This is a genomic window from Pseudomonas sp. ADAK13, assembly GCF_012935715.1.
Taxonomy (GTDB): Bacteria; Pseudomonadota; Gammaproteobacteria; order Pseudomonadales; family Pseudomonadaceae; genus Aquipseudomonas.
In genome coordinates this window covers 3048285-3062072 of the sequence record NZ_CP052860.1, presented here as the reverse complement: position 1 = coordinate 3062072, position 13788 = coordinate 3048285, and the positions used below count along the sequence as shown (strand labels likewise).

Here is a 13788-nt window from a genome sequence, read left to right as displayed (position 1 = left end):
CAACACGCTCAAGCACGCAGGTTGACCGTAGCCGACGCGCTCGCAACTCCCTATAATGCCGCCCCTATGGCTAAACAAAAGAAACACCCAACAGGGACCATCGCGCAAAATAAAAAGGCGCGACACGATTACTTCATCGAACATCGGTTCGAGGCTGGTCTGGTCCTGGCCGGCTGGGAAGTAAAAAGTCTGCGTGCCAGCAAGCTGCAACTGATCGACAGTTACGTGCTGCTCAAAGACGGTGAGGCATGGCTGCTCGGCAGTCATATCACGCCGCTGATGACCGCCAGCACCCACGTGATCGCCGACCCGGTACGTACGCGCAAGCTGCTGCTCAATGCCCGCGAGCTGGAAAAGCTCCACGCCGCCGTGCAGCAAAAGGGCTACGCCTGTGTCTGCCTGTCGTGGTACTGGAGCAAGCACCTGGTCAAGTGCGAGATCGCGCTGGGCAAGGGCAAGAAGGAATACGACAAGCGTGACACCGAGCGCGAGCGCGATTCCAACCGGGAATTGCAGCGCGCCGTGCGTAACAAGGGCAAGGAAGACTGACTTTCTTGTGACTTGATGTGGCCGAGGGAGCCCACTCCCTCAGCCACAACCATCGCTACATCCCCTTGCGCCGTTCCGCCCGGGCCATGCGCTGAACCTCCTGACGCACTTCCTCCAGCACTTCCTGCACATACAGCAGGTGACGTGTTGAGACTTCCCGTGCCTGCTCCGCACGCCCCTCGATAATCGCCAGGTACAAATCACGATGCTGATTGATCAGCATGTCCCGGGTCTCGGTACGCTGCTGGTACATGCCGCCAATGTTGGTCACCACGTTGCGCTTGAGCAGGTCGAACAGGCCACGAATGGTGTGCAGCAGTACCGCGTTATGACTGGCCTCGGCGATGGCCAGGTGAAACTTCGCATCCGCCGCGCCCTCTTCCGCCCGGCTCACTTCATCTGACCGCGTGTAGCAATCCTGCAATTCTTCGAAAGCGGCGGTCAGCCGCTCACGATCCACTTCAGTGGCGCGCAGCGCAGCGTAATACGCGCACGAGGCTTCCAGGGTCTGACGAAACTCCAGAAGGTCGCGCTGGGCCTCGGGATTATTTTCCAGCAGATGCAGCAGCGGATCACTGAAGGTTGAACCCAGCGATTCCACCACATAATTGCCGCCACCCTGACGACTGACCAGCAAGCCTTTGGCCGCCAGCTTCTGGATCGCCTCACGCAGCGACGGACGCGACACCCCGAACTGCTCGGCCAGTGCGCGCTCGGCCGGCAAGCGCTCGCCCGACTTCAGCGTGCCCTCAAGGATCATGCCCTCAAGCTGCTCGACGATATCGTCAGACAAACGGCGCTGACGCACCTGATCAAACCCCATAACTCACTCTCCACCATCCCGACCACTCGCCGGGGCCCCTATTCTGGCCTATCGCCGCGCATCCGGCACCTATCAGAACACCCTCGTTTCAGCCAATCAGACCCCGCTCACGCCGACCTACGACCAAAGATTCACAAGCGGCAAATTGACACATCCCCCTGAAGGCTTTTAACCTAGCCAACAGTGATTGTAAATTGGTAATACCAATTACCCAAATCACCCAAGCAGTGCCTGACCAACAACAATTAGGGGCCACCCCACATGCAAACCTGGCAACAGCTCTACAGCCCGCTCGGCAGCCTCGGCCTGTCCGCACTGGCCGCCGTTATTCCCATCGTATTTTTCTTCCTGGCCCTGGCCGTGTTTCGCCTCAAAGGCCACGTTGCGGGCAGCATCACGTTGGCACTGTCGATCCTGGTGGCGATCTTTGCCTTCCAGATGCCGGTGGACATGGCGCTCGCCGCCGCCGGTTACGGCTTTGCCTACGGTTTGTGGCCAATCGCCTGGATCATCGTCGCCGCGGTATTCCTCTACAAATTGACGGTCAAGAGCGGCCAGTTCGAAATCATCCGCAGCTCTGTGCTGTCGATTACCGATGACCAACGCCTGCAAGTGCTGCTGATCGGCTTCTGCTTCGGCGCCTTCCTCGAAGGGGCCGCCGGTTTCGGAGCACCTGTGGCGATTACTGCTGCACTGCTGGTAGGACTGGGCTTCAACCCGCTGTACGCCGCCGGCCTGTGCCTGATTGCCAACACCGCACCTGTAGCGTTCGGCGCACTCGGGATTCCAATCATCGTGGCCGGCCAGGTGACCGGCATCGACGCATTCAAGATCGGCGCCATGGCCGGTCGCCAACTGCCGCTGCTGTCTTTGTTCGTGCCGTTCTGGCTGGTGTTCATGATGGACGGCCTGCGCGGCGTCAAAGAAACCTGGCCAGCCGCACTGGTTGCGGGCCTGAGCTTTGCCGTCACGCAGTTCTTCACCTCGAACTTCATCGGCCCGGAACTGCCGGACATCACCTCGGCCCTGGCCAGCCTGATTTCCCTGACCCTGTTCCTGAAGGTCTGGCAGCCCAAGCGCAGCGCCAATGCGCAAATCGCTGGCGCAACGTCCGGCACCGCCGTCACTGCCAGCGCCGGTGGTTTCGGCCTGCCTCGCAACACCCTGGCTTCGCCTTACAGCCTGGGGGAAATTTTCAAGGCCTGGTCGCCGTTCCTGATCCTGACCGTATTGGTCACCATCTGGACCCTCAAGCCCTTCAAGGCGATGTTCGCCGCGGGGGGCGCGATGTACAGCTCGGTGTTCAATTTCGCGATCCCGCACCTGGATCAATTGGTGATCAAGGTTGCGCCAATCGTTGCTGCGCCTACCGCGATCCCGGCGGTGTTCAAGCTTGACCCGATTTCCGCGACCGGCACGGCGATTTTCTTCTCCGCCTTGGTGTCGATGCTGGTCTTGAAAATCGACTTCAAAACTGGTCTGACCACCTTAAAAGAAACCTTCTATGAGCTGCGCTGGCCGATCCTGTCCATCGGCATGGTGCTGGCCTTTGCCTTCGTCACCAACTACTCGGGCATGTCATCGACCATGGCCCTGGTACTGGCGGCTACCGGCGCGGCATTCCCGTTCTTCTCGCCATTCCTCGGCTGGCTAGGGGTGTTTCTGACCGGCTCCGACACCTCATCCAACGCCCTGTTCAGCTCACTCCAAGCGACCACCGCGCACCAGATCGGCGTCAACGACACCTTGCTGGTGGCCGCGAACACCAGCGGCGGCGTGACCGGCAAGATGATCTCGCCGCAGTCGATCGCCGTGGCGTGCGCCGCCACTGGCCTGGTGGGCAAGGAATCCGACCTGTTCCGCTTCACCCTCAAGCACAGCCTGTTTTTCGCGACGATTGTCGGGCTGATCACCTTGGCCCAGGCCTACTGGTTCACCGGCATGCTGGTGCACTGAGTCCTGCGTGTAATAGGGTAAGAACCGACGCCGGACAGCGATTCCGGCGTCTGCTATTTCTGGAGGACCGATGAGCCTGCCTGCTGCTTTTCTGAGCGACGCCGCACAACTGATCCCGAAAGATCGTCGTTTCGACGATCCACTTTCCACCCTCGCCTTCGGCACCGACGCCAGCTTTTACCGACTGATCCCACAGTTGGTGATCCGCGTTGAATCGGAAGATGAAGTAGTGGCGCTGCTGCAACTGGCCCAGCGCGACCGCGTCCCGGTGACCTTTCGCGCGGCGGGCACCAGCCTTTCCGGGCAGGCCATCAGCGACTCGGTATTGATTGTGTTGGGGGACAATTGGAACGGGCGCGAGATTCGCGGCCAGGGCACACAAATCCGCCTGCAACCCGGCGTGATCGGCGCCCAGGCCAACGCCTGGCTGGCGCCTTTCGGGCGCAAGATCGGACCGGACCCGGCATCGATCAACGCCTGCAAGATCGGCGGCATCGTCGCCAACAATGCCAGCGGCATGTGCTGTGGCACGGCCCAGAACACTTATCACACCCTGGCGGGGATTCGCCTGGTACTGGCCGATGGCAGCCGCCTGGACACAGAAGACCCGGCCAGCGTTTCGGCCTTTCGCCAGCTTCACAGCGACCTGCTTGAACGCCTGGCAACACTGGGTCGCGAGACGCGGGCAAACGCCGAATTGGCTGCAAAAATCCGCCACAAATACCGTCTGAAAAACACCACCGGCTTGTCACTCAACGCCCTGGTCGATTTCGACGAGCCGCTGGATATCCTCAGCCACCTGCTGGTGGGCTCCGAAGGCACCCTGGGCTTTATCAGCGCAGTGACCTACGACACGGTGATCGATCACCCGAACAAAGCCTCGGCCCTGATCGTGTTCCCGGATGTGGAAACCTGCTGCAACGCCGTGACTGTACTCAAAACCCAACCGGTTTCAGCGGTCGAACTGCTGGACCGCCGCAGCATGCGTTCGGTGCAGGACAAACCCGGCATGCCGGCTTTCGTACAACAGCTATCGGAAAATGCCTGCGCCCTGCTGATCGAATCCCGCGCAGCCTCGCCTTCGTTGCTGCATGAGCAATTGGCGCTGATCATGGCCTCACTGGCCCGCTTCCCGGTGGAGAAACAAGTCGACTTCACCGAAGACCCGGTGGAAAACGCCCGCCTGTGGGCAATCCGCAAAGACACCTTCCCCGCCGTGGGCGCCGTGCGTAAAACCGGCACCACCGTGATCATCGAAGACGTGACCTTCCCGGTGGAACAACTGGCCATCGGCGTCAATCGCCTGATCGAGTTGTTCGACAAACATCACTACGACGAGGCCATCCTTTTCGGACACGCCCTGGAAGGCAATCTGCACTTCGTGTTCACCCAAGGCTTCAACAGCGCGCAAGAAGTCGCACGCTACCAGGCGTTCATGGACGACGTCGCCCAGTTGGTGGCGGTGGAGTTTGGCGGTTCGCTGAAGGCCGAACACGGCACCGGTCGCAACATGGCGCCCTTCGTCGAACTGGAATGGGGCAGCGATGCCTATCAGTTGATGTGGCAACTCAAGCGCTTGCTCGACCCCAACGGCATTCTCAACCCCGACGTGGTGCTCAGCGAAGACCCGCAAATCCACCTCAAGCACCTCAAGCCGCTGCCTGCCGCCGACGAGCTTGTGGATAAGTGCATCGAGTGTGGCTTCTGCGAGCCGGTTTGCCCGTCGAAGGGGCTGACCCTGAGCCCACGCCAGCGCATTGTGATCTGGCGCGACATCCAGGCCAAAAAGCGCGCAGGTATCGACACCACCGAACTTGAAGCGGCCTATCAATACCAAGGCATCGATACCTGTGCGGCCACCGGGCTTTGCGCCCAGCGCTGCCCGGTAGGAATCAATACCGGCGACCTGGTGAAAAAGCTGCGCAGCCGCGACGCCGACCGTACGAAAACCGCCGAATGGCTGTCGACGCATTTCGCCACCGCCTTGCAAGGCGCGCGCTTCACCCTGCACGTGGCCAACGGGGCGCGCATGCTGCTGGGCGCGCCGCGACTGACGAAGCTCTCGGCCACGGTGACCCGGCTGTCCAAGGGGCAAATCCCCCAATGGACCAACGCCATGCCGCAACCGGAAAAAGCCATCCGCTTCAGCCCCGCCGTGAGCGATGAGCGCCCCCGTGTGGTGTACCTCGCCGCCTGCGTCTCACGCGCGATGGGCCCGGCAGCCGGCGACAACGAACAGATGTCGCTGTACGACAAAACCCGTGGCCTGCTGGAAAAAGCCGGTTACCAGGTCGTCTTTCCCGACAATCAGGACAACCTCTGCTGCGGCCAGCCTTTCGCGTCCAAAGGCTACGCCGAGCAAGCCGAACACAAACGCCAGGAACTGATCGGCGCCCTGCTCCACGCCAGCCGTGGCGGACTTGACCCGATCTACTGCGACACCAGCCCGTGCACCCTGCGCCTGGTCCAGGACCTGGCCGAAACCCGCCTCGACCTCTACGACCCCGTGCGTTTTATCCGCACCCACCTGATGGACCGCCTCGACTTCACCCCCCAGGAAGCCCCAATCGCCGTGCACGTCACCTGCAGCACCCAGCACCTGGGAGAAAGCCAGGCGCTGATCGACCTGGCCAGGCGTTGCAGCAAAACCGTGGTAATCCCCGAAGGCATTCACTGCTGCGGTTTTGCCGGCGACAAGGGCTTCACTACACCGGAGCTGAACGCCCACTCCCTGCGCAGCCTCAAAGACGCCGTGCAATATTGCAGCGAAGGCATCTCCACCAGCCGTACATGTGAGATTGGCCTGACACAACACGGTGGAATTGATTACCACGGCCTGGTGTACCTGGTGGATCGAGTAACCCAGGCGCGCGCCCACTAGGGCCGCCCTCTTTGGGTGCAAAACCTAATGATTTCGGGGTTTTTCGACTAATCCAGCGACAAAACAGAACCCCTGCGCGCCGGCGTAGTCATCTGCATAGGCCTCGACACACGAGGCTCATCAGTGACCTCGCTGGCTGCACGGAAAACCGGCAGCATCGAGCCCTATTTGCACAAGGAGATACCCATGAAGCGTTCCGCTCTTGCTGGTTTGTTCATTACCGCTGCGATGCTGGCGTCCCCCGCGTTTGCAGCCGGAACAAAAGACGATCTGTGCCAAATCAACCTGGACAAAATCAACAACGGTAAAGCGTTGCTCGCCACCGACACCAGCGGCAAATCTGGCGAAATCGACACCGCCGTTTCCCAAGCCAAAGCGGCCCATGCCGCAGGCGATGACAAGAAATGCATCGAGATCACCTCCAAGGCCCTGCAAAGCCTGCAAGACTCGGACAAAGGCGGCAATCAGTAACTCGCTGATTGCCCAAGGCCAACCTTCGGGTTGGCCTTCTGTGACCGATTGACGTACACTGCACAGGCTTGTCACTCACTAAGAAACAACGAGTTACAAGCACGGGGCCGTTTAGGATTCGACGCCGGTTGCGAAACTTTAGGTGCATGCCGAGTTGGTAACAGAACTCGTAAATCCACTGTTGCAACTTCTTATAGTTGCCAATGACGAAACCTACGGGGAATACGCTCTCGCTGCGTAAGCAGCCTTAGCCCTTCCCTCCTGGTACCTTCGGGTCCAGCAATCACCAGGGGATGTCTGTAAACCCAAAGTGATTGTCATATAGAACAGAATCGCCGTGCAGTACGTTGTGGACGAAGCGGCTAAAACTTACACAACTCGCCCAAAGCACCCTGCCCTTCGGGTCGCTGAGGGTTAACTTAATAGAAACGGCTACGCATGTAGTACCGACAGCGGAGTACTGGCGGACGGGGGTTCAAATCCCCCCGGCTCCACCACTTGATCATCTAAAGACGTCCACGGACGTCTTTTTTTGTGCCTGAAATCCAGTGAATACGGGGGTTTCAGGGCTGCGGGGGGCTTTCCAGGTTTTTTGAGTTCCAGGCGGTTTGGTATTCCCAATGGTATTCCCGGCTACCCGGAGCTAATCTTGGGAATACCAAAAGGTGTCATGGAGTACTTCTCATGTGCGCTCAAACCACCCGCCTCTCCGACCGCCAGCTCAAGGCGGTCAAACCGAAAGACAAGGATTACGTCCTCACCGATGGCGACGGGCTCCAGCTGCGAGTCAGGGTCAATCGCTCAATGCAGTGGAATTTCAACTACCGGCACCCCGTCACCAAGAATCGAATCAACATGGCACTCGGCTCTTATCCCGAGGTTTCTCTTGCGCAAGCGCGAAAGAAAACCGTTGAGGCCAGAGAGCTGCTTGCGCAAGGCATCGACCCCAAAGCTCAACGCAATGAGCTGCTAGAAGCCAAACGAGCGGAAACGGAGCACACGTTCGAGAACGTCGCTACCGCCTGGTTCGAACTGAAGAAGGACTCGGTCACGCCAGCGTATGCCGAAGACATCTGGCGCTCGCTCACACTGCATGTATTTCCAACCATGAGATCAACGCCGTTATCGGAAGTGAATGCTCCGATGGTCATTAAGCTCCTTCGCCCAATTGAGGCAAAAGGCAGCCTCGAGACGGTTAAGCGAGTGAGCCAACGCCTTAACGAGATCATGACCTATGGAGTCAATTCCGGGATGATCTTTGCCAACCCCCTCAGCGGCATTCGGGCGGTTTTCAAGAAACCCAAGAAAGAGAATATGGCCGCGCTAGCACCTGACGAGCTTCCGGAACTCATGATGGAAATCGCGAACGCCAGCATCAAGCGGACCACCCGCTGCCTGATCGAATGGCAGCTTCATACCATGACCCGCCCCTCCGAAGCGGCGACCACCCGATGGGCAGATATCGACTTCGACAAATGCATCTGGACAATCCCTGCGGAGCGAATGAAAAAGCGTCGTCCGCACATAATCCCGCTTACCGAACATGCACTCTCGTTATTGGAGACGCTTAAGTCCCATAGCGGCCACAGGGAATATGTGTTCCCGTCAGATAGGAACCCGCGCACCCACGCGAATAGCCAAACAGCAAACATGGCGTTGAAACGAATGGGCTTTCAGGACCGTTTGGTCAGCCACGGCATGCGCTCCATGGCCAGCACAATCCTCAACGAGCATGGATGGGATCCGGAGCTAATCGAAGTCGCGCTGGCGCATGTCGATAAGGACGAAGTTCGAAGCGCTTATAACCGGGCGGATTACATCGAACGCCGGCGCCCAATGATGGCTTGGTGGAGTGAACATATCCAGAAGGCGGCCACCGGCAGCCTGTCGGCATCTGCCATCAATCAAATCAGGGATCACAATGTCGTCCCGATACGCTGAGGGATCACTGGACGGCGATAGAGTTGGCGACTGTCGCCAAATCGTCTGCTTGCTGTGCTACTCATGCCAAGCCCCTGCACACGGGAAGGCTCCGCATTCCCGTGTGCAGGGGCTCACTTTTAAAAGACGGCGAACGGCTAAACATCTAACCTATTGTAAAGGCCGTACTCACCTCAAGAGAGCAATTTCCACCCTCCGCCGATGACCCAACTGTTCCAGCTCGAGGATCCCGCGATCACGGTTTTAATAGCCCAGATGATACCTAAGAACACGCCGGTGGCCACTTGCAGGCGGGTGACCGTTTTGAAGGGGCGATCTAATCTGCCCGTCTAAGCCTTTGCAACTGAGATATCAGCGTCCTCCCGTTTCACAAGAACACGGGTTCTGTCCGAGCGCGGACTCCTGCGGCAACCATCAGGACGATGGCAGGGACAATCACCACGCTGGCCGATAGCATCGCCCCCTTGAAGCCGGCCACATTCAGCGCTTCTCCGCCGATAATCACACCCAGCCCGATCGCGCTATTCAGTACAGCTGTATGGATTGCTGTGGCCGGTACCGTGTGATCACCGGCAATCCTCAAGACCCAGGTCTGCAGGCCGGTAAACAAAGCGGAAATGGCCACCCCCCAGATCACCAGCAAGACAACCACCGGCGCGATACCCAGAAGAGGACCGTAAATGCCCAAGGTAACCAAGGCCAATGCCATCGCAATCAACGCTATCAGAATGAAAGCGCTCAAGTAGCGATCAATAAAGAGCGCACTAAGCAGATTACCCAGGAAACCTGCGGCCCCGAAGGCGAATAGCAAGACAGCAATCAAGTACGTCGTAATCCCAGGTACCTGGCCAATAAACGGCTCGACGAAAGTGTAGGCACCAAAATGCGCAGCCGCAGTCAACCCGGTGATGACGTAAGTGATCAACAGGTCCTTCCGCCGCAGTACCGATGCAAAACCTACCCCCCTGGCAAGCGAATGAATCTGCATGGAGGGAAGCACCAGTGCTATCGCACCAGCGCTGGCAACACACATCAACGCCAGGCAAACAAAGGCCGTGCGCCAACCATCGTATTGGCCCACCAGATTGATCAACGGAACGCCCATGACCGTGGCGATCGTAATGCCGCCCAACACGATCGAAGTGGCTAGCCCCATGCGATGCAGGGGCACAATATGCGCGGCAGTGGCAGCCACGATTGCCCAAAACACACCATGAGCCAATGCGCCGAAGGCGCGAGCGCCTAGCAGCGTCGAAAATTCGGGGGATAACGCCGCCAGGCCGTTGGATACGGCCAGTATCAGCATCAACGCGATCAGCAGCGTCTTGCGGGGAATCCAGCGGTTCAGCCAGTTGGATAACAAGCCACTGGCAGCCCCGATCCATGCGTACAGCGTCACCGTCAACCCGACGGTGGACGGGGTTTGACCCAGGTCGGATGATATCTGCGACAACAAACCAATGGGGGCGAACTCGGACGTCACCATCGTGAACGAGGCCATACACAACACACTAACTGCACACCATATCCGCAAGGCTGAGCTGACCATTGGTAATGTCCATCCCTGTTCACTGCTGAGTCATCGTGAACCCACTCGCGTCGCCGGCGCTGCGCGGGTGGGTTCCAAACCTTCTGCGTTAGATATCCACGGACACATCATACTCGGCGAGCCAGCTGTTCATGCCAACCACCCGCTCCATGCCCATGCGTTCGTGCAACGGGGAGACTTTCCCCGCCTCCCTGCCCAGCGTGTCCTTGACTCGGCCCAGATCCAATAGCTGGCGCACCGGTGCATTCGGGTCCGCCGCGATACTGGACATGGCCGAACGCAATTCTTTTTCGTAGGCCGGATCCTGGGTTGCCGGATAAGGGTTTTTGATTCGTTGCACGATGGAATCCGGAAGCAAGTCCCGTGCCGCCGCACGCAAGATACTCTTCTCCCGGCCGTCGAAGGTTTTCATTTCCCAGGGAATATTGAAGGCATACTCAACCAACCGGTGATCACAGAACGGCACCCGAAGTTCGAGCCCCACCGCCATGCTCATACGGTCCTTGCGGTCCAGCAGGGACTGCACGTAACGAGTCAGGTGAATATGGGTGATCTGGCGCATCCGCCGGTTGGTAGCGTCCTCTCCCGGCAATTCCGGCACCGCATCGAGTGCTTGACGGTAGCTGTCTTGCACGAAAGCGGGCATATCCAGTTTCGTCAGCAAGCCCTGATCAAACAGGTTCTTGCCGTCGAACAACTTGACCGTCGCCATGGACATCCACGGGAAGGTATCGGCGGGAATGGCAGCCGGGTCATGGAACCAGCGGTACCCACCGAAGACCTCGTCTGCGGCCTCGCCAGACAGTGCAACCGTGGATTGTTTACGCACTTCCTCAAAAAGGCGGTAAAGCGAAGGATAAAGGTCCCCCCAATAGGCCGGCGGCAAGTCAAGCGCGCGGACGACGGCAAGACGCAATGCCGGATCGGCCAACTCTCGGCTGTCTAGGATGATCTGGCCGTGATTGGAGTCCACCCACTTGACCAAGTCCCAGACAAAGGGTGTGTCGGGGGTCAGGCGGAAGCCATCACTAACGAACTCTTCACCGTGGTCTTTGAAGTCGAGGGAGAACGTACGCACATTTTCCTTGCCCTGGGCCAACAGCTTTTTGGAGGCCAGGGATGTGATGGTCGAAGAATCCAGACCGCCCGACAGCAGCACGCACAGAGGCACATCGGTGATCATCTGGCGATCTACAATGTCTTCGAGCAAATCACGGGTATGCTGGATGGTTTGCTGCAGCGAATCACCGTGCTCGCGGGCTTCTAGTTGCCAATAACGGCGAGTCTTGATGCCATCGCGGTTGACCTTGACAATCTCACCGGGCAGCACCTCTCGCATGCCCGCGAAGATCGCCTGCCCCGGCGTCTTGACCAGTTCCAACAGCTCGCGCATGCCGTCGGCCTGGATTCGCCGGGGCACCAGGGCGTTGGCCAGGATGGCCTTGGGCTCCGAGCCGAAGATCACGCCATCAGCGGTAGGAAAGTAGAACAGCGGCTTAACGCCCATCCGGTCACGGACCAACAGCAGCTCTTGTTTGCGTATATCCCACAAGGCAAAACCGTACATGCCATTCAGGCGCTCGGCAAACTGTTCTCCCCATTCGACATAGGCCCGCAACACCACTTCGGTATCACTGTTGGTTTTGAAATGATGCCCTTTACTCACCAACTCAGCACGCAACTCGCGAAAATTGTAGACCTCACCAACATAGCTGATGACCGCTACATCGTTGTCGTGACCCGGCTGGTTGGCAGCCATGGGTTGCCTGCCTCCCTCCAGATCGATCACCGACAAACGTCGATGGCCCAGGGCAATTGGCCCCTCGATCCACAAGCCTTCACCGTCAGGACCGCGCAGGGACATGGTATCGGTCATTCGCTGGACAGTGTCCCGGTGCTGCCTCAGATCCCTTGAGTAAGAAAGCCAACCCGCCATTCCGCACATAGTGTTATCTCCTGGTGTTAGGGAAACTCGTTAAGCATCGAACAATTAAAAAAGCGCATGCCGGCTCATAGCGCCGCCAGGCGAATGAAGCGCCGGTTGAAGTAGCCCAACCCCTCCTGTGTACTACCTACCTGCACACTCACCGGCTCGCAGAACAGCACTCCGTGGGAGTGAACACGGTGAGTGGCGACAATCCGGCAATCAAAAGTCACCAATGCATCCGTGAGTAAGGGCGAGCCTGTGGTCCCGGTATGCCATTGGCCAAAAGAGAACTTTTCGACAGCGCTGCGGGGTTTGGCGAATATCTCGCTCAGCTCAGCGGCATGGGGGCCCAGTACATTGACGCTCAATATTTCGCTCTGCAGACACGCCTGGAAAGTGCTCGACCGTTGATTGAGGCATACCAACAACGTCGGCGGAGTATCCGATACGCTGCAGACGGACGTGGCGGTCATGCCTTCAGGACGACCATTGACGCGCGTAGTGATGATGCAGACGCCTGCCGCGAGCCTAGCCATGCCGTCGTGATAATCCTGCCGGGGTATGGCCTCGGTTTGAATGAAGTCAAACATGCAGCATCCTCATGGACGAACAGGCAAACGAAACGCAAATGGAGGTGTCGCGCCTCAATAGCTCATTGAAGCCAAATGCTCGGCATCCACTCCCGGCCTGGACCTTTTGAAATCGCTGGCCTGCAGGTCTTGGCGCATTGCCTCGACGCCGTACAACTTGATCTGTTTTTCGTCCACCCAACGGTCGTCATACAGCGTATCGAGGTAGTTCGTGCCGCTGTCAGGCATAATTGCCAGGACACTTTTCGCCGAGGAGCCATACAGGCATTGCAGCGCGCCGTAGGCCACCAGCCCTGCCGAACCGCCCAGCAGCAAACCGTTTTCACGGGCCAGAATCCGGCACATCGAGATCGCATGGTGATCATCAATCAAGCTGTGGTAGTCAAAGCAATCCAGGTGGGTATTGGCCGAGCGCCAGGCCAGGCCGACACCATTGAGCAAGTAAGGCGAAAATGCCCCACCCAGAACCGCAGACCCCACCACATCGCACGCCAGGACCTTGACCTGCGGGCGTTCGATCTTGATCCCCCTGGCGATACCGGACAGATGCCCACCCGTGCTGACGCAGCCGGCTAACACGTCGTAATCGAGACTGGCGAACTCCTTGGCCGAGACCTTCTCGTGATAAGCCGGGTTATGCGGATTGTCATACTGGTTGGGCCAGTAGGCACCGGGGTACTCGTGCAGTAGTTGCTGGACCCTTTCGATCCGCGCGCGTTGATAGCCTCCCTGACCGTCCGGCGCTGTCACCAAGTCAACCTGCGCGCCATAGGCTTTGTACCAATTGATCGCACTAGAGCTAACCTTAGGGTCGACCACCACGATCACTTTCAAGCCCATCGCCGCGCCGATCATCGCCAGGGATTTGCCGAGATTGCCGGAGGTGGATTCGATCAAGGTGCCACCAGGCGCCAGAAGACCGGACTCCAGGGCTGCCAGCACTAGGCCCAAGGCGGTCCGATCCTTGATGCTGTGGTTGGGGTTAAATTGCTCCAGCTTCAAATAGAGCTTCTTGCCGCTGGGCACCAGCGAGTGGGAAAGCTCAAGGACTGGACACGATCCAATGGTTTCCAAAATGCTCTTCACAAGGCGACTCCCTTC

At 58.6% G+C, this 13788-nt stretch carries 10 protein-coding genes and 1 other RNA gene; 6 read left to right on the top strand and 5 right to left on the bottom strand.

The window, feature by feature from the left end:
• The first annotated feature begins 66 nt into the window (after positions 1-66).
• Positions 67-549 carry an SsrA-binding protein SmpB gene (smpB, locus tag HKK54_RS14075; protein WP_169387053.1) on the top strand — a complete coding sequence of 161 codons (483 nt, stop codon included), beginning with the start codon at positions 67-69 and terminating at the stop codon, positions 547-549.
• 55 nt (positions 550-604) lie between these two features.
• Here smpB and HKK54_RS14070 read toward each other — a convergent pair whose 3' ends face one another.
• Entirely contained in the window at positions 605-1372 is a 768-nt protein-coding gene (locus tag HKK54_RS14070) for an FCD domain-containing protein (RefSeq protein ID WP_010174292.1), read from the bottom strand.
• Between the two features lie 261 nt (positions 1373-1633).
• On the opposite strand from HKK54_RS14070, the gene HKK54_RS14065 reads away from it, so the two are divergent.
• The 5 genes from HKK54_RS14065 (at position 1634) to HKK54_RS14045 (ending at position 8621) form a co-directional block, all read left to right on the top strand.
• On the top strand, positions 1634-3328 hold the full coding sequence (locus HKK54_RS14065; protein ID WP_010174290.1) for a lactate permease LctP family transporter: 1695 nt from the start codon (positions 1634-1636) through the stop codon (positions 3326-3328).
• A 70-nt stretch (positions 3329-3398) separates the two neighbouring features.
• On the top strand, positions 3399-6209 hold the full coding sequence (locus HKK54_RS14060; RefSeq protein WP_169387052.1) for an FAD-binding and (Fe-S)-binding domain-containing protein: 2811 nt from the start codon (positions 3399-3401) through the stop codon (positions 6207-6209).
• A 186-nt stretch (positions 6210-6395) separates the two neighbouring features.
• A complete protein-coding gene (locus HKK54_RS14055; RefSeq protein WP_008436825.1) occupies positions 6396-6680 on the top strand; it encodes a hypothetical protein in 285 nt (94 codons plus the stop codon).
• Between the two features lie 103 nt (positions 6681-6783).
• Positions 6784-7177, top strand: a transfer-messenger RNA (tmRNA) gene (gene ssrA, locus HKK54_RS14050).
• Between the two features lie 187 nt (positions 7178-7364).
• A complete protein-coding gene (locus HKK54_RS14045) occupies positions 7365-8621 on the top strand; it encodes an integrase domain-containing protein (RefSeq protein WP_169387051.1) in 1257 nt (418 codons plus the stop codon).
• 367 nt (positions 8622-8988) lie between these two features.
• On the opposite strand, the gene HKK54_RS14040 is transcribed toward HKK54_RS14045, so the two are convergent.
• From HKK54_RS14040 to HKK54_RS14025, 4 genes are all read right to left on the bottom strand, one after another.
• Positions 8989-10122 carry an MFS transporter gene (locus HKK54_RS14040; RefSeq protein WP_237151064.1) on the bottom strand — a complete coding sequence of 378 codons (1134 nt, stop codon included), beginning with the start codon at positions 10120-10122 and terminating at the stop codon, positions 8989-8991.
• Positions 10123-10258: 136 nt separating this feature from the next.
• Positions 10259-12115 (bottom strand): asparagine synthase (glutamine-hydrolyzing), encoded by a 1857-nt coding sequence (gene asnB / locus HKK54_RS14035; RefSeq protein WP_169387049.1) that lies wholly within the window; start codon positions 12113-12115, stop codon positions 10259-10261.
• Between the two features lie 65 nt (positions 12116-12180).
• On the bottom strand, positions 12181-12687 hold the full coding sequence (locus HKK54_RS14030; protein ID WP_169387048.1) for a flavin reductase: 507 nt from the start codon (positions 12685-12687) through the stop codon (positions 12181-12183).
• A gap of 54 nt (positions 12688-12741) precedes the next feature.
• On the bottom strand, positions 12742-13773 hold the full coding sequence (locus tag HKK54_RS14025) for a pyridoxal-phosphate dependent enzyme (RefSeq protein ID WP_169387047.1): 1032 nt from the start codon (positions 13771-13773) through the stop codon (positions 12742-12744).
• Positions 13774-13788 lie beyond the last annotated feature (15 nt).